Genomic DNA, 17,503 nt, shown 5'->3' with positions numbered 1-17,503 from the left:
TCAGCATAAACTAGCTATTTAGAGATACGAAATAATGGAGGTCAAGACTATGCCAAAAAGTGTTTGGTTTTTAATTATCGGTATGCTTGTGAACACGACGGGCAACTCTTTTTTATGGCCTTTAAATGCCATTTATATGCATGACTACTTAGGAAAGTCACTTGCAATGGCTGGCTTTATTTTAATGTTGAATTCGGCTGCAGGTGTGTTCGGGAATCTTTTAGGTGGATTTTTATTTGATAGAATTGGTGGCTACAAATCTATTATGCTAGGTATTCTTTTAACAGTTGCCTCGTTAGTCGGCTTAACGATTTGGCATGGTTGGCCTCATTATGTGTGGTTTTTAACCGTCCTTGGATTTAGTGGAGGCATTGTATTTCCAGGAATGTTTGCGCTAGCAGGAGCTGCTTGGCCTGAGGGCGGACGTAAAGCATTTAATGCGATTTATTTAGCACAAAATGTAGGTGTTGCCGTTGGTCCGGCATTAGCTGGAATTGTTGCAGATTATCAATTTGATTATGTCTTTGTAGTCAATTTAGCAATGTATATTTTATTTTTCTTCATAGCCTTGATTACATTTAAAGGAATAGATTCAGAAAGTATTGCACTGAAAAATGTAGTAAGTGAGAGTAAACGCATTACAAATAAAGCACCGTTTTATGCGTTATTAATTTTAAGCACGTCTTCCGTATTATGCTGGCTTGCTTATTCACAATGGAGTGCGACGATTTCTTCGTATACCCAAGATTTAGGTTTAGGATTAAAGCAATATAGTTTACTTTGGACTATTAATGGACTCCTAATAGTAATTGGGCAGCCGTTAATCGCTCCACTTGTCAGACGCTGGGAGCATCAAATAAAACGACAACTAGTATTTGGTATTACGCTTATAGCGGCTTCATTTGGAATTATAGCATTTGCTGAAGATTTTAAAATGTTTGCAGCTGCAATGGTCGTATTAACATTTGGAGAAATGTTTTATACACCAGCGTTACCTACAATCGCGAATCAGCTTGCACCAAAAGGACGCGAGGGTTTCTACCAAGGGATTATCAATAGTGCGGCAACCGCAGGCCGTATGATAGGTCCATTGTTCGGTGGCATAATGGTTGATCAGTTTGGTATGATTGCGCTCGTTTCTATTTTAGTGATCATTGTATTAATAGGTATTTTCCCATGCCTTGTGTATGACCGACCGTTGCTTTTGAGTGACAGGCACGGAAACAATTCTGAAAATTAAAGACGATTTATATTAAAGCGAATGCAAATCATTCGCTTTTTTTATTTTTTGGATTGAAATCGACCTTGTAAAGCGATACAATCATACATATTCAAATATTTGAATATGTAAATATAATAATGGGGGGATTAACGTGGAAGAAGGCTTACAACAGTTTAAAGCCGATTTTTTTAAAGCTTTAGCACACCCGTTACGAATTAGAATTCTTGAATTACTGGTAGATGGTAAGAAAAGTGTTAATGAGATTCAAAGTTGCCTTGAAAAAGAGGGTTCAGCAGTTTCGCAGCAGCTAAGTGTATTAAGGGCGAAAAATATTGTTTATGGCACGAAAGAAGGAAAAAAAGTTTACTATTCTTTGAGTGATCCGATGATTGTTGAGTTGCTGCGTGTTGCCAAAGACATTTTTAACAACCATTTAATTCATACAATTTCAAGATTAGAAGAAATGACCGTCAGTGAAAATGATGAAGAAATGATGTAAGGTCATATTTTCATTTCCCCCTTAGAAAACAGCCTAGTATTGAATAAAAGAACGGTCTGGATTCAAAGAATTTATTATTTCGAAGGGAAGATTACTATATGAAGTCACTGTTTAAGGGGCGCTTTGAAGGGTATTCAGTTAATCTTTTCAAAAAGGATTTATTGTCTGGGATTATTGTCGGTATTGTGGCAATTCCTTTAGCGATGTCTTTTGCAATTGCCTCTGGTGTAAAACCAGAATACGGCATTTATACAGCGTGTATTGCAGGTATACTGATTTCACTTTTTGGTGGTTCGAAATATCAAATTGGAGGACCTACAGGTGCTTTTGTGCCCATTCTATTAGGAATTGTCTTATCTTACGGCTATGAAAATCTATTGATTGCGGGGTTAATGGCGGGTGTCTTGCTATGCTTAATGGGCATTTTTAAGCTGGGCTCCCTGATAAAATTTATTCCGCGTCCTGTTACGATAGGATTTACTGCAGGTATTGCGGTCATTATTTTTACGGGGCAAATAGCCAATTTTTTAGGTCTGACAAATATTACACGGCATGAATATTTTATCGCTAATATGAAAGAGCTCTTTTTGCATATCGGTACAACAAATTATTATAGTATTTTCATAGCAATCATTTGTCTTGTAATGATATTAGTGACACCTAAAATTTTTCCAAAAGTACCTGGCGCATTAGTAGGTATTGTTGTCTCTACACTAGTTGCTAGCTTCTTTTTTTCGGGACAAGTTGCAACAATTGCTACAGCTTACGGTCAAATTCCAAATACATTACCGGAGTTTTCAATACCTGAAATTACCTTTGAACGAATGCAATTATTAATTGGGCCTGCATTTGTCATTGCTATGTTGGGTGGAATTGAATCTCTTTTATCAGCGGTGGTTGCTGACGGAATGACAAATAGTAAGCATAATAGCAATCGAGAGCTAGTAGGGCAGGGCATAGCGAATATCGTAACACCTTTATTTGGGGGTATTCCAGCTACAGGGGCAATCGCGCGTACTGCAACAAATATAAAAACGGGTGCGGCATCCCCGATGTCAGGTATTATTCATGGTGTTTTTGTATTAGTAACGTTATTGTTATTAGCGCCATTTGCTTCACATATTCCGTTAGCTAGTATGGCACCAGTGTTGATGGTCGTAGCGTGGAATATGAGTGAGCGAAAGCATTTCGCACATATTGTGAAAGTGAAATCTGGAGATTCACTTGTTTTAATAATTACGTTTTTACTTACGGTTTTCGCTAGCTTAACGATAGCTGTAGAAGTAGGGCTTGGTTTGGCAATTGTGTTATTTGTTAAACGAATGAGTGAGAAGTTGGTTGTAGATAAGGTTTTACCAGACCATACAAAAAATAATGGCAAGGTACAGCCACATGTTGTCAATCAAAAACATGACTGCCCACAAATTAGTATTTATTCAATTGAGGGGCCGCTATTTTTTGGTGCTGCACAAACTTTTGAGCAGACATTGCTACATTCAATGAACGACCATCCAAGAATTTTAATTTTGCGGATGAGTAAAGTGCCTTTTATGGATTCAACGGGAGAGTCTTATTTTAGCAATATCGTGCAAAGCTTCAAAACACGAGGTGGCATGGTTTTAGTAACGGGTGTCTCTGAAGATTTAAAAGTGGCACTGCTTCGGAATGGTTTATACGATTTAATTGGAAAAGATAATTTCTATGACCATACAGGAGATGCTATTAACAGGGCATTGAAGGATTTGGACATGAATAAATGCATAGGGTGCAAACATTTTGCCTTCCGTGAATGCGTGGACTTTTCCTCGCGTGACCCTCGAGTGACAGGCACAGAAAAGATTCTGACTATTGAAGTTGGTTTAAATAAAAGCTCCACATGATGAATTATCGTGTGGAGCCTTTTTTTCAGTTCGTGCTGCATTAACAATTACTTGTTTTGTTGTACCTCGCAATATTGACAATAGGATGTAGGATGAAACTGTGAGGTTTGAAGTAAACAATTTTTGAGAATACTCGTATTAAAGAAGGGGTAATCTGCTGATATATTATGCTTATAGAGATGATAGGAGCTATATGGATAATCCTCCATGTTCTCAACAATAGGTGTGGCTGTTGAGATAGGATTGCGATGGATATAGCGACTAACACTCAGCATATCTAGTTGTGAGGGAACAAGATCTGCAAAATAGCGACTCTCATACAGATGACCGCAATATTGATATTTCTTTTTAAAGTAATTACTGTAACGCCAATTGATGACCGCCATCAATTTTCCTAGTGGTACTTCAGGTGACCGAATCAGAAGATGATAGTGGTTAGACATAATACAATAAGCGACAATACTGAACGTGTATTTTTGATAAGCATATTGCAGTACACGAAAAAAAGCATCGTAATCAGCAACATTCAAAAAAATAGGTTGACGATTGTTGCCACGCATTACTACATGTTTAAAATGATGTGGAGACCAAAGTCGTTTTTTTCTTGGCACACGATACTTCCTCCTTTTTCGTTTTCTTTAGCATAAAAATGAATGAAAATAACGTCAAATATAGGAAAGTATCAGAAGTAACTAATAATTTTATTTTTATAACGAAAAAAGATTGAAATTACACGAATCTATCCAAAAATCATGGGAAATAATTTTTTTCGCTAATTGTGTGTAAATTGTGTGCGTGCCTGGCACCGATAAAAAGAGGCTTGTGCTTTTTAGGACTTTCCATTAGAATAAATGCAATACATGTAAAGACATTGATGAGGAATAGTAAATTTGTGGTTCTTTTTAGAGAGCTAGCGGTTGGTGGAAGCTAGTAGGGATGCAAATTGAACTCGCCTGCTGAGTCTGCGTACATAAGTGTTATGTGTGCCGTCATTTCCGCGTTAAGGAAGCTTGAGCCGAGTGTAATCACTAATTTGGGTGGTACCGCGGGAGATAAGAATGCTCTCGTCCCTTTCTGACAAAGGAAGGGGCGAGTTTTTTTATTTTTTAAATATTTTGTCAATTCTTACGATAAGTGGTATTGAACATATATAAGGAGGAAATATTATGAGCTTTAATCATCAACAAGTTGAAAAAAAGTGGCAGCAATATTGGGATGTCAACAAAACATTCAAAACAGAAAATGAAACGGATAAACCGAAATTTTATGCACTTGATATGTTCCCATATCCATCAGGAGCGGGACTTCACGTAGGGCATCCTGAAGGATATACAGCAACTGATATCCTTTCACGTTTCAAACGTATGCAGGGCTTTAATGTTTTACATCCAATGGGATGGGATGCATTCGGTTTACCTGCAGAGCAATATGCATTAGATACAGGGAATGACCCTGCAGAATTTACGGCAAAAAATATTGCAACATTTAAGCGCCAAATTCAAGAACTAGGATTTAGCTATGATTGGGATCGTGAAATTAACACAACTGATCCTGAATACTACAAATGGACACAATGGATTTTCATTCAATTATATAAAAAAGGCTTAGCGTATGTAGATGAAGTGGCTGTAAACTGGTGCCCAGCATTAGGTACAGTGCTTGCCAATGAAGAAGTCATTGATGGAAAATCTGAGCGCGGAGGACATCCGGTAGAACGTCGCCCAATGAAACAATGGATGCTGAAAATTACTGCTTATGCGGACCGTCTAATCGATGATTTAGAAGAAGTTGATTGGCCAGAATCGATTAAAGATATGCAACGTAACTGGATTGGACGCTCTGAAGGTGCTGAAGTAACATTTGGCATTGAAGGAACAGACAAAAACTTTACGGTATTTACTACACGTCCTGATACGTTATTCGGTGCTACTTATACAGTACTTGCGCCTGAACACAAACTAGTAGCTGAAATTACAACAGCTGAACAACAAGTTGCTGTAGAAGCGTATCTTGAAAAGGTAAAAATGAAATCGGATTTAGAGCGTACTGATTTAGCTAAAGAAAAAACAGGTGTATTTACTGGCGCTTATGCAGTGAATCCTATTAACGGTAAAAAAGTGCCAATTTGGATTGCTGATTATGTGTTAGCTACTTACGGCACTGGTGCTATTATGGCTGTTCCTGCTCACGACGAACGTGATTATGAATTTGCCAAAGAGTTCGGCTTAGACATCGTAGCTGTGCTTGAAGGTGGAGACATCGACAAAGAAGCATTTACAGGTGACGGTCAGCACATTAACTCTGACTTCCTTGACGGCTTAAATAAAGCAGATGGTATTGCTAAAGCGATTGAATGGTTAGAAGAAAAAGGTGTAGGTGAGAAAAAAGTATCTTATCGTCTTCGTGACTGGTTATTCTCTCGTCAACGTTATTGGGGAGAGCCAATTCCAATGATTCATTGGGAAGATGGCACAACGACTCCAGTTCCAGAAGCAGAATTACCTTTAATGCTTCCGAAAACAGATAATATTCGACCATCTGGAACAGGAGAATCTCCATTAGCTAATATTACAGATTGGGTAAATGTTGTAGATCCTGAAACAGGTATGAAGGGTCGCCGTGAAACAAATACAATGCCTCAATGGGCAGGTTCTAGCTGGTACTTCTTACGCTATATTGATCCGAACAATACGGAAGCGATTGCTGATCCAGAGTTACTAAAACGTTGGTTACCAGTCGATATTTATATTGGAGGAGCAGAGCATGCAGTATTGCACTTACTATATGCACGCTTCTGGCACAAAGTACTATATGATCTAGGTGTAGTTCACACGAAAGAGCCATTCCAAAAATTATTTAACCAAGGCATGATTCTTGGTGAAGGTAATGAAAAAATGTCTAAATCAAAAGGTAATGTTGTGAACCCAGATGAGATTATTGAGTCTCACGGTGCCGATACACTACGCCTTTATGAAATGTTCATGGGTCCATTAGAAGCTTCAGTTGCATGGTCTACTAATGGCTTAGATGGTGCTCGTCGTTTCCTAGACCGTATTTGGCGTTTATTTGTCAATGAGGAAGATGGTACATTATCAGCGAAGGTTCAAGCTTCAGACGATAAATTCCTAGAAAAGTCATATCACCAAACAGTGAAAAAAGTGACAGAAGACTACGAAGGTATTCGTTTCAATACAGCCATTTCACAAATGATGGTATTCATTAATGATTGCTACAAAGCAGAAGTGATTCCAACGGCTTACGCTGAAGGGTTTGTGAAAATGCTAGCACCAATTGCACCACATGTCGCGGAGGAGCTATGGCAGCTGTTAGGTCATAAAGAAACATTGTCTTACGAGCAATGGCCAGCATACGATGAGTCTAAACTAGTAGACGATGAAGTAGAAGTTGCTGTTCAAGTGGCCGGTAAAGTACGTGCAAAAATCATCGTTGCAAAAGATGCTTCAAAAGAAGAAATTGAAAAAGTTGCATTAGCCGATGAAAAAGTACAAGAATATATGGCGGGTAAAGACTTGGTAAAAATTATTGTAATTCCAGGTAAACTTGTTAATATCGTTGTTAAATAAAAATAGGAAGAACCGTGAAATACGCTATTCATTAGCGTACTTTACGGTTTTTTTTTCGCTCAATGTCAATGGGAAAGTGCGGGAATAAGCGACATGATTTGACAAGACTTAGGTAAAAAAGATGTTATTTTAGATTTTTATAGCAAAATATGTATCTTTTGGCGTTAATAAAGGTTAAAATTCTCTATGTATATAGTAATGAAATCGATGCGAAAAGGAGAATATTTATGAAAAAGTCACAGAGATTGAGCGATAAGGTATTATTGTTCGCTAGTATTGTGGTAGTCCTAATTGTAGGACTAGTGATAGGTATTTTATATATGAATACAAATAATTCCGTAGAAGGAGCAATAGGTCGTGATGGCGTATCGAAAGCACAAACGATTGCCTCACTTGTAGATGTAGAATCGTATAAAAAATTAATTGACTCAGATGATGCAAAGTCAACGTTATATAAAGAGTTGCGAGAAGAGTTAAATACATTACGTATACATAATGGTCTTTTATATGCTTATGTTTTATATCCACCGACAGAGGGAGAAAATTTGAAATTTTTAGTCGACGGTTTACCGTTAGATGAAGAAATGGCTGGTGCTATGGGGGATCCATCTGAGGTTCTTACATATAAAGATGGTCAAAAGGCTATTGATAAGAATGGCTATTATTCAGCTATACAAAAAAGTGAAACATACGGTTCTTTAATGTCAGCAATTACACCATTAAAAGATAGTTCAGGAAATACGGTTGCCTTTGTCGGTGTAGACATGATGGCAAATGATGTTCAGGCTGTTCAAAGCGATGTGTTAAAACATACGATTCCTTATATTGTTATTATTTTATTAATTGGTGGAGTCATTTTAATTGGTATTATTCGCTTTTATACAAATCGCTTATTACAGCCTCTTGTTGTTTTAAAAGATGTAGCAGAGCAATTCGCTGATGGAGATATTCGCAGTGCTGAAAAAGGCTTAGATGCGATTAAAGTAGCAGGAAACAATGAAATTTCTGCTTTTGCTAAAGCATTTACACAATCCATGTACAAATTAAAAGAAACATTCCATTTGATTCATGGGACTGCTGTTAATTTACAACAGGCGATTGGTAATATTCATACTTCGACGGGAACAGTGAGTAGTTCAAACAGTGAAGTGGCGAATAGTATTGTGACGATTGCAAGTGGTAGCGAACAGCAACGTGCTAACAATGAAGAAGTTGTTCGTGCGATGGAGGAAATGGTATCTGGAATTCAACGTATGGCAGACGCTACATCGAATGTGGCGGAGTCATCGAATGATATTACGGATCGTGTACAAACAGGGGTAGCAGATTCTGAAAATGTTGTATTTAAAATTCATCAAGTTGAAAAATCTGTACTAGCTACATCTGATCATGTTACGGAAATGGGTAAACAATTCCGTTCAATTGAAGAAATGGTAGCTGTTATTACAAGTATCGCAGATCAAACCAATTTACTAGCATTAAATGCAGCGATTGAAGCAGCCCGTGCAGGTGAGGCAGGAAAAGGGTTTGCGGTGGTAGCTGATGAAGTAAGAAAATTAGCTGAAATGTCTCGTGTTTCTGCTGAAAATATTCAAAATCAATTGCAAAGTTTTAGCATTACGACAACAAAAGCATTGGAAGAGATGCAGGCTAGTGCAACAAGTGTTAAAGATGGAAGCGAAGAAGTAGGGAAAATAGGCCAAGCACTAGTAATGATCTTACAAGGTGTGCAAAGTGTGAACCAGGAAATTCAGGAAAACTCGGCCATTATCGAGCAAATGTCAGCAAGCTCAGAGGAAGTATTAGCATCTGCTGAGCAAATGAATAATGTAATTATTATGAATGCCAATCGTGCTGAAAGTGTAGCACAGGCTTCAGACCAACAAATGGCAATTGTCCATGATTTAGAGTCTGTTGTTGAAGAATTAGAAAACAGTTCTAAAAAAATGTTTGATGCGATTAATCATTTTAAAATTTAAGGAACTTGTCCTGAGACTTCAGAATTTGCCAAAGTATACTTAAGAAAAAAGTGTCCGAAATAAGGGCACTTTTTTCGTTTTCGTGAAACTATCTTAAAAGATTTTACGACTATAGGATGAGTGGAAAAAGGGGGGGCTCTAGTGAGTGAGCATTTAACAGCCATAATGGAAGAGCACGGCGAATATTGCCTACGTGTGGCTTATTTATATGTGCGAGACTGGTCAATTGCAGAAGAAATTGTGCAAGATGTATTTCTCGCCTATTACTTGCAACAGGATCGCTTTGAACAAAGAGCTTCGCTTAAAACCTATTTAGTAAAAATTACAGTACATAAAAGTCATGATTATTTAAGAAGCTGGAAAAATAAACGCCATCAATTATTTGGCAAGCTTCATTTTGGTGTAAGTAAAAGGACTCCAGAAAAAGATCTCATCAAAGCGGATGAACGAGTGACGTTGAAAGCAGCTTTATTTGAGCTACCCATTTCTTATAGGGAAGTGTTAATTCTTTATTATTATCAGGAATTAAAAGTACGTGAAATAGCAGGTGTGCTTGGCTGTACTGAAAATACAGTGAAAACAAGGTTACGTAGAGCAAGACAAATGCTACAAGGCAAACTCGAACGAAGCGATTGGGAGGTGCTAGGAGATGACATCTTTTAAAAAGAAGCTGAATGAGGAAATAGGAGAAGCACCACGTTTTACGAAAGCATTACAGGAGCGTATTGTGCATCGTGCGGAGCAACATCATCGGCACAAACAATATAGCAGTTGGCAGTACCCTACAATTATAGTTGGCGCAATAGTAACATTGCTTTTTTTAATCGCCGTTGGACCGTGGCAACGAACAGAGTATACTCAGCATGCTTCAATTGTTGAACTAGCGCAAAATGAAGAAATACAACAATTGTCCATCGTACAAAATTGGAATGAAGATAAATTTAATGCTGGCAGAACAGGTTGGGTTATAGGGCAACAAGAGTACATAAAAGGGGCTGAAACGAAGCTTCTAGAAAGCATACTTCAGAAGGCAGTTGTAGCACAGAAATCGGATGATTATTATGTAGTTCGAGATTTTTGGATAGAATTTGGTAATGGGCATGCAGTAAAGCTAAAAATGTTAAAAAATAATGAACAAATCGCCTTTCTCGATGTAAAGACCAATCAGTTTTATAAAGTCAATGATGAGGAAGCTGTATCAGCATTTACAGACTTCAATTTTCATGATTTTGACTTTAACTTTATAGCATTTCTTATATGGATTGGCGTTATTATGCTAGTAGGTTGGGTAGCTGATAGATTGGTTCGTTGGAAATTTAACATCCCAAAAGAGCCGAAGTATGTAAGTGACAACCATCGAAGAGCGGTTTATATTTTTAAGGTCATTAACGTTATTGCGCTTACTATATTTAATATAAAAGGTTGGATTATATATATTGCTGCAGACTTTACGCTAATTTTTATTCTAACGTTGATTAATGTAGCAACCGAATATTATTTTGGACGACATGAAAAAAGACATTACGTAGCAATAACAACTACAACCTATATGCTTATTGTATTTATCGCTTTTGTCATTTGGATTTAATAATAGAAAAAAGATGTTTCGCTAGCTTGCGAAGCATCTTTTTTTATAGTTGTATATGTAAAATGATCATGCTAGTCGTCTGCTGATGGAAAACGTCTAGCCTGCTGAAGCATAAATTGATAAATGCAAGAGATCATAAAGCTTACAGCTAGACCGTATAAAATACTAAAACTGATGCCAACAAGAATGCCAATCGTAATAGAGAGCAATATCGCTAACCAACTATGCTTATGAATCGTTCGCTTCGTAAATAAAAGAATAATGATAAACGGCAACAATGTAATATGGATAAACGCAAAGCTATAAATAACGCCTAAAATAGTTATTTTGATTGATAAAAATACACTAAATAATAGTAGCATTAAGCTTATCAAATAGTAATAATAGGGTCTACGTGTAGAAAAGAAGCGTTTTGTTGCTCGCATTTCTACGAGTAGTGTTGTCACAATTGCTAAAAGCGTAATTACAAGAAAAGCAAATGTAAGAAAACCTGGCTGTACTTCATATAAAAATGTTAGCACTAAAATTTGAAATTGGCCGTATGAGCCACTATATAGTGCAATCATTAAGATGGCCGTAAAGGACAACGTTAATAAGGCTAAAACGACACCTGAAGAAAATAAGCTACGGCGTACTTTTTTAGGTTTGATAAAGGCAATCAAATACCAAGTAGACTTATCAAACAACACTTGTCCTAAAATAGCTAATTGGATTACAACATAAAACAACAGAATTTCACTGTTTTTAAAGTAAAATAAATACGGGTGGTATAAACGAATTCCTTCATAAACCGTACTGGCTCCATTTTGCACAAAATAAAAAATAGGGATAAATATGAGCAGAGAAAATAACATAATAATAAACAACGTATCAAGCCATAATAGCCCCTTTAAAGACATTAATCGGTCCAATAATAGCATGCCAATTAGAAACATTGCTAAAGTAATCGGTACTGGTATATTGAACATAATAGTTGATAATACACTAATGCTAATGAATTGAATAAGCCATATTTCTATACCTATTAGTAAGTAAAACAGCCGAACTACTTTTAAGTTCATACCACTTAGTTTGTCCTGCATTTTCATAATTAAAAAACTTTGTTGGTGTTGGCTTTGTGAATAGTCGCTTTTATTTAAAAAAGAGCCTAGCACGATAAACGAAATGGCTGTTGCTAATGTATAACAAATGCCTGCCATAAAACCATACGAAATAAGTGCGGATGGGGAGGATAATAAAAAATTACCACTAATCCATCTTGCTAATAATATGATGACGCCAGCTGTTGTACTTAAACTTGCAAGCGGTACAAGAAGTGAAAGTTTTTTAAAATACATATTTTTTACTGACCTTTATACTTTTGTGATACTTTGTATTGTCGTGGGGACTGATTATATTTTTTCTTAAAAGCTACACTGAAATAATGCTGACTATTAAAGCCACAGCTTTCTGCAATAGTAGACATACTGGCTTCCATGTTTTCATTCATCTTCTTAATAGCAATCTCTAAGCGATAATTATTAATATACTCGTTAATGCCAATTGATTGCTCCTCTAAAAATTTACGGCTTAAATAGCTTGGATTTAAATGTATTTTTTCAGCAATAATATTGAGCGTAAGTTTTTCGTGATAATTTTCATGAATAAAAGAAAGTGCACTTTGAATCGCATCATGGTTGGAGCTCCACGCCTTATATTTTTCGACAATATCGTTTAATTCACTAGCAATAACAGGCTTTGTTAAATAATCGGTCACTCCGATTCGTAAAGCTTTTTGTGCGTATTCAAAGGTCTGAAATGCAGTGACCATAATAATATCTAATTCATAAAGATCTTTTAATTCCTTACTTAGCGTTATACCATCCTTTCCAGGCATTTGAATATCTAAAAAGGCGATGGTCATACGATGCTTTTTCGCTAATTGTAGTGCTTGAGAAGCATCTAGAGCAATGTGGAATTTCCAATTTGGAAAATGTGGCTTTAATAAATAAATCATTTGTTCTAATTCTAATGGCTCGTCATCGGCGATTAATATATTCATGTTGCTTCATCCTTTCCTTTAGGATCTACTTTTATTGCTTACGCAGGAACATGAATAGTAACGGTATACAGTTGCTCCTCGCTATTGGTCGAAAATAAAATATTTTCAAGTCCATATATAAGTTGGAGACGTTTTTGAACATTTTCAAGTCCGTAGCCTTGCTGCAATTCATCTTCGGTATGATTAAGTGCCATATCGATTGGCTGTGTATTTTTGATTTCAATCAATAAAATGTTGTCCAATTTTTTTATATAAATAGACAGCTCGGCAGGTCCTACATGCTTCTCAAATCCATGTTTAAAGGCGTTTTCAATAATCGTTTGAAAAATAAACGGAGGTATTTTTACTGAAAGAGCATCATTATCGATAAATTTGTTTATCGTTAAACGATGCCCGAAGCGTAGCTGCTGAATATTTAAATAGCTGTCAACGAATTGAACCTCGTTTTTTAAGGCAATTAAGACATCGTGATCATTATATTTAAATTTAAAAAACGTTGCTAAAGCTTCAATACCTGCAACCAAATCTTCTTTACGATTAATGCGGGCTAGACTTAACAGAGAATTTAAGGCATTGAAAAAGAAGTGTGGCTGTATTTGTTGGTTGAGTTGAAGGATATTTGCACGCTGTAAATCCTGCTCTAGCTCCAAATGTCTTTTTTCTTCTTCAAGACTATCAATCTGTTTCTCAAAAATAAATATAAATGTAAGCAGAAAAGCTCCAATAATTGGAGCGATTACACATAGGAGAATATATATGTTGAATGTTTCTAGTTGTAACATAATGAAAATGACCTCTCCAGTTTTATATAAGTGTAAGTTACATTAAACTAAATTTTCTGCAAAATGGCAAGCTACCTTATGTGTGGTATTTATTTCCCGCAGCGCTGGTATTTCAACTTTACATTTGTCTGTTGCAAACGGACAGCGTGTGTGAAAGCTACAACCTGTAGGTGGATTAAGAGGGGATGGAATATCTCCCTTCAAAATAATGCGTTCCTTACGATGCTGCTTATCAATAATTGGTATAGACGAAAATAGTGCTTTTGTATAAGGGTGAAGCGGCTGAGAGAAAAGGGAATGCTTGTCGGCTATTTCAACGACTTTTCCTAGATACATTACCATGACACGATCAGATATATGTCGAACAACACTTAAATCATGAGAGATAAATAAAAATGTTAAATCTAAGTCGCGTTGTAGTTTTTTTAGTAAATTTAAAATTTGAGCTTGAATGGACACGTCTAAAGCTGAAACCGATTCATCACAAATAATAATTTTTGGATTGACTGCAAGTGCTCTCGCTATACCAATGCGTTGTCGTTGCCCACCAGAAAATTCATGTGGATAGCGTTCGAGATATTCTGGACGTAAACCAACGAGTGACATTAATTCTAGCATACGAGATTCCTGTTGCGCTGGCGGTACAATTTTTTGGATAGACATGGCTTCCATCAGCATTTTGCGAATCGTTCTTCGCGGATTGAGGGAAGCGTAAGGGTCCTGAAAAATAATTTGAATATCCTTTCTTGCCGCTCGCAGTTCTTTTTTGTTCATCTCCACTAAGTTTTTGCCGAACAATAATACTTCACCAGATGTTGGTTCATCCAATTGTAAAATAGCACGGCCTGTTGTCGATTTCCCACAGCCCGATTCACCAACGATGCTTAGCGTTTCACCTGGCATAATATTGAAAGAAACACCATCTACAGCTTTTACAACTTGCTGTGCACCAAAAAGTCTTTCTTTTTTTAAGAAAAAATGCTGTTTTAACTCGTTTACTTGTAATAATGGTTGCGTATTTTCATTCATTGTCATACCATCATCTCCTCCATCACTGATTCTCCTTGCCATTGTTCGCTATACATCCAGCATCTTACCTTTTTATCCGATTCTACAGTAATGAGTTCTGGTTGCTGCGCACGACATAGCTCAGTTGCAAATGGACAGCGTTCAGCATAACGACAGCCGTTCGGATAGTGATAGGGACTTGGTACTGTGCCGTGAATCGTCGAAAGTTCTTCTTGATCCTCATAAAGCTTTGGTAAAGATTGAATTAAGCCATTTGTATAAGGATGGAGAGGCTTTGTAAAAAGGCTATCTGTAGAACCTTCTTCTACTACTTGGCCCGCGTACATCACCGCAATTTTATCGCAAATTTCAGCTACTACACCGAGGTCATGTGTAATAAAAATAATGCTCATCCCTAATTGCTGTTGTAAGTTTCTAATAATATCGATAATCTGTGCTTGAATCGTCACATCAAGCGCTGTAGTTGGCTCGTCAGCAATTAATACATCTGGTGTACAAGCTAAAGCCATCGCAATCATAATGCGTTGTCGCATCCCGCCACTTAGTTGATAAGGCTCCTGTTTTGCTCTTTTTTCAGGCGCAGGTATGCCGACAAGACGAATCATTTCTACTGCCTGTTGCCATGCTTCTTTGCGGGACAAACCTTGATGTAAGCGTATTGTCTCAGCAATTTGTTCCCCAACTGTTAAAACGGGGTTTAGGCTCGTCATAGGCTCCTGAAAAATCATCGATATTTTATTGCCTCTTATTTTCCGTAGCTCTTCTTCTGATATTTTTAGTAAATCTGTATTGTTTAGTAGTATTTCACCATTAATGATTTTACCTGGTGGTGAAGGTACTAACCTTAGGAGGGAAAGGGAGGTCATTGATTTACCGCAGCCTGATTCCCCAACAATTCCTAACGTTTCTCCTTTATGAAGTGTAAATGACACACCATCTACAGCCTTTGCGACCCCTTCACTGGAATAAAAATATGTTTGTAAGTTTTTTACTTCCAATACAGTATCTCGTTTCATGTACATGTCCCCCCTAATTTAAATCAATTCGTTTATTAAATATTCTGTATAAAATATCGACAAAGAGATTGATAACAACAAATATTAATGAAGCTACTAGTACGCCACCTTGCACAACTGGTATATCTCGAGTACGAATAGCATCAACAATCATTCGACCAAGGCCGTTCACAGCAAAAACAGATTCTACTAATACTGTTCCACCAAGTAAAGTACCAAACTGTAATCCTACTACTGTAATAACAGGTATCAATGCATTGCGTAATGCATGTTTTAGAATAATAACGTAGCCTTTTAAGCCTTTTGCTTTTGCTGTACGGATGTAATCTTGATTGACAACTTCAAGCATACTGGAGCGCGTCATACGAGCTACAATGGCAGCACCCCCAGCACCGAGTGTAATGGCTGGCAAAATTATATGTTTTGCACTTTCCCATCCTGCCACAGGCAGCCAATGTAGCTGTACTGAAAATACATACATTAATAAAATTCCAAGCCAAAAGCTTGGCAAAGAAATACCGAGTAGCGCAACAATCATTAATCCAACATCTAAAACAGAATAGGGACGTATTGCTGAAATAATGCCGGCAATAAGACCTAACACAATGGTGATTAAAATACTGTATATCGCAAGCTCAATTGTAATCGGTAAACGTGCCGTAATTTCCTCAAGAACAGGCTGCTTGTTTTTTAAAGAATTCCCCATATCACCATGTAAAAGATTGTTTATATATTCACCGTATTGAACATATAAAGGCTTGTTTAACCCTAAATTCTCGCGTAACTCTTCAACCGTTTCATTGGAAGCACCTTCACCAGCTAAAATTAATGCAGGATCACCGGGTATCATCTGCATAATTAAAAACACAACGAGGGTTACACCTAAAGTAACAGGGACAATTTGCACAATTCGTTTTAAGATAAATAGTGTCATATCGCTACACTCCTTTAATTTTTCATTCTTGGATCAAGTGCATCGCGCAAACCATCTCCAAATAAGTTAAAGCCGAGTACAAGTATCGAAATCATCAGTCCAGGGAACATCGCCATATATGGGGCAGTAAAAATAAAATCTCTACCGTTAGAGAGCATTGCTCCCCATTCTGGTGATGGAGGCTGGGCACCTAAACCTAAAAATGATAAGCCAGCTGCAGATAAAATGGCTGTAGCTAAGCGCATAGATGCTTGCACAATAATTGGTGATAAAATATTAGGGAAAACATGCTTCGCTAAAATCGTCACATCATTCGCACCAAGTGTTCTAACAGCATCAATGTATTCCAATTTTTTAACTTCCATCGTAGAACCCCGCACGATACGAGCGAACATAGGTATAGAGAAAAAGCCAACAGCAATTGTAACGTTAATCAGGCTTGGACCTAATGCACTGACAATCGCCAAAGCCAGTAAAATACCAGGAAAGGCTAGCATGATATCTAAAATACGACTAATAATGGAGTCAATCCATCGCCCGTAATAGCCAGCGATCAGCCCTAATAACGTGCCAATCGTTCCACCAAAAAGTACGGCTGAAAAACCAACACCAATAGAAAGACGTGAGCCGTATAATATGCGACTAAAAATATCACGGCCTTTATCATCAGTACCCATGAAATGATCCAAACTAGGTGCTTGTAATTTCTGATCCAATTGCACATCGTATGGATCGTAAGGAGCAATGATCGGCCCGATAAGAAACATAATTAAATAAAGAACAATAATGATACCACCTGCAACAGCCGCTTTATTTTTTTTAATTTTGTTGAGAAAACTGATTATATTTTTTTTCCGAGATGCTTTGCGTGCATCCGATAAAATCGAATGATCTATCGTTGTAGTTACTTTCTCCATAATGATTTCTCCTTTTTTTTAGATGTGATATC

15 protein-coding genes and 1 other annotated feature are annotated in these 17,503 nt (G+C 37.1%); of the genes, 7 read left to right on the top strand and 8 right to left on the bottom strand.

All coding sequences use genetic code 11. The features are described from left to right. Positions 1–49 precede the first annotated feature (49 nt). The 3 genes from ACIQXJ_RS14520 (at position 50) to ACIQXJ_RS14510 (ending at position 3,601) form a co-directional block, all read left to right on the top strand. A complete protein-coding gene (locus ACIQXJ_RS14520; RefSeq protein WP_403054733.1) occupies positions 50–1,240 on the top strand; it encodes an MDR family MFS transporter in 1,191 nt (396 codons plus the stop codon). A gap of 133 nt (positions 1,241–1,373) precedes the next feature. Next, on the top strand, positions 1,374–1,721 hold the full coding sequence (locus ACIQXJ_RS14515; RefSeq protein ID WP_340822926.1) for an ArsR/SmtB family transcription factor: 348 nt from the start codon (positions 1,374–1,376) through the stop codon (positions 1,719–1,721). A 98-nt stretch (positions 1,722–1,819) separates the two neighbouring features. Then, positions 1,820–3,601 (top strand): SulP family inorganic anion transporter, encoded by a 1,782-nt coding sequence (locus tag ACIQXJ_RS14510; protein ID WP_403054731.1) that lies wholly within the window; start codon positions 1,820–1,822, stop codon positions 3,599–3,601. A gap of 47 nt (positions 3,602–3,648) precedes the next feature. Here ACIQXJ_RS14510 and ACIQXJ_RS14505 read toward each other — a convergent pair whose 3' ends face one another. Beyond that, a complete protein-coding gene (locus ACIQXJ_RS14505) occupies positions 3,649–4,212 on the bottom strand; it encodes a transposase (protein ID WP_403054729.1) in 564 nt (187 codons plus the stop codon). A 251-nt stretch (positions 4,213–4,463) separates the two neighbouring features. After that, positions 4,464–4,676: a binding site (T-box leader), on the top strand. A 91-nt stretch (positions 4,677–4,767) separates the two neighbouring features. On the opposite strand from ACIQXJ_RS14505, the gene leuS reads away from it, so the two are divergent. From leuS to ACIQXJ_RS14485, 4 genes are all read left to right on the top strand, one after another. Beyond that, complete coding sequence (gene leuS, locus ACIQXJ_RS14500; protein ID WP_403054727.1) at positions 4,768–7,185, top strand: leucine--tRNA ligase; 2,418 nt, start codon at positions 4,768–4,770, stop codon at positions 7,183–7,185. Between the two features lie 227 nt (positions 7,186–7,412). Then, positions 7,413–9,164 carry a methyl-accepting chemotaxis protein gene (locus ACIQXJ_RS14495; RefSeq protein ID WP_403054725.1) on the top strand — a complete coding sequence of 584 codons (1,752 nt, stop codon included), beginning with the start codon at positions 7,413–7,415 and terminating at the stop codon, positions 9,162–9,164. Positions 9,165–9,305: 141 nt separating this feature from the next. Continuing rightward, complete coding sequence (locus ACIQXJ_RS14490; protein ID WP_403054723.1) at positions 9,306–9,827, top strand: sigma-70 family RNA polymerase sigma factor; 522 nt, start codon at positions 9,306–9,308, stop codon at positions 9,825–9,827. After that, positions 9,814–10,752: a hypothetical protein gene (locus ACIQXJ_RS14485; RefSeq protein WP_403054721.1), complete on the top strand. Its 939-nt coding sequence runs from the start codon at positions 9,814–9,816 to the stop codon at positions 10,750–10,752. The genes ACIQXJ_RS14490 and ACIQXJ_RS14485 overlap by 14 nt, the downstream gene beginning before the upstream one ends. Positions 10,753–10,823: 71 nt before the next feature. Here the strand turns inward: ACIQXJ_RS14485 and ACIQXJ_RS14480 are convergent, their stop codons facing one another. The 7 genes from ACIQXJ_RS14480 to nikC are packed head-to-tail and all read right to left on the bottom strand — an operon-like array spanning position 10,824 to position 17,471. Next, on the bottom strand, positions 10,824–12,089 hold the full coding sequence (locus tag ACIQXJ_RS14480) for a permease (RefSeq protein ID WP_403054719.1): 1,266 nt from the start codon (positions 12,087–12,089) through the stop codon (positions 10,824–10,826). A gap of 5 nt (positions 12,090–12,094) precedes the next feature. After that, positions 12,095–12,793, bottom strand: a complete 699-nt coding sequence (locus ACIQXJ_RS14475) for a response regulator transcription factor (RefSeq protein ID WP_403054717.1) — start codon at positions 12,791–12,793, stop codon at positions 12,095–12,097. Positions 12,794–12,831: 38 nt separating this feature from the next. Further along, positions 12,832–13,575 carry a sensor histidine kinase gene (locus ACIQXJ_RS14470; protein WP_403054715.1) on the bottom strand — a complete coding sequence of 248 codons (744 nt, stop codon included), beginning with the start codon at positions 13,573–13,575 and terminating at the stop codon, positions 12,832–12,834. Between the two features lie 42 nt (positions 13,576–13,617). Next, positions 13,618–14,610, bottom strand: a complete 993-nt coding sequence (locus ACIQXJ_RS14465) for an ABC transporter ATP-binding protein (RefSeq protein WP_403054713.1) — start codon at positions 14,608–14,610, stop codon at positions 13,618–13,620. Beyond that, positions 14,607–15,620, bottom strand: a complete 1,014-nt coding sequence (locus ACIQXJ_RS14460) for an ABC transporter ATP-binding protein (protein ID WP_403054711.1) — start codon at positions 15,618–15,620, stop codon at positions 14,607–14,609. The genes ACIQXJ_RS14465 and ACIQXJ_RS14460 overlap by 4 nt, the downstream gene beginning before the upstream one ends. Positions 15,621–15,633: 13 nt before the next feature. After that, positions 15,634–16,554, bottom strand: a complete 921-nt coding sequence (gene nikB, locus ACIQXJ_RS14455; RefSeq protein ID WP_401009118.1) for a nickel ABC transporter permease — start codon at positions 16,552–16,554, stop codon at positions 15,634–15,636. A gap of 14 nt (positions 16,555–16,568) precedes the next feature. Further along, entirely contained in the window at positions 16,569–17,471 is a 903-nt protein-coding gene (nikC, locus tag ACIQXJ_RS14450) for a nickel transporter permease (RefSeq protein WP_403054709.1), read from the bottom strand. Positions 17,472–17,503: the final 32 nt, after the last annotated feature.

The sequence above is a fragment of the Lysinibacillus sp. NPDC097868 genome, from assembly GCF_044761135.1.
Classification (GTDB): domain Bacteria; phylum Bacillota; class Bacilli; order Bacillales_A; family Planococcaceae; genus Lysinibacillus.
Note: the sequence above shows the minus strand (reverse complement) of the source record. Positions and strands in the feature narration are given on the sequence as shown.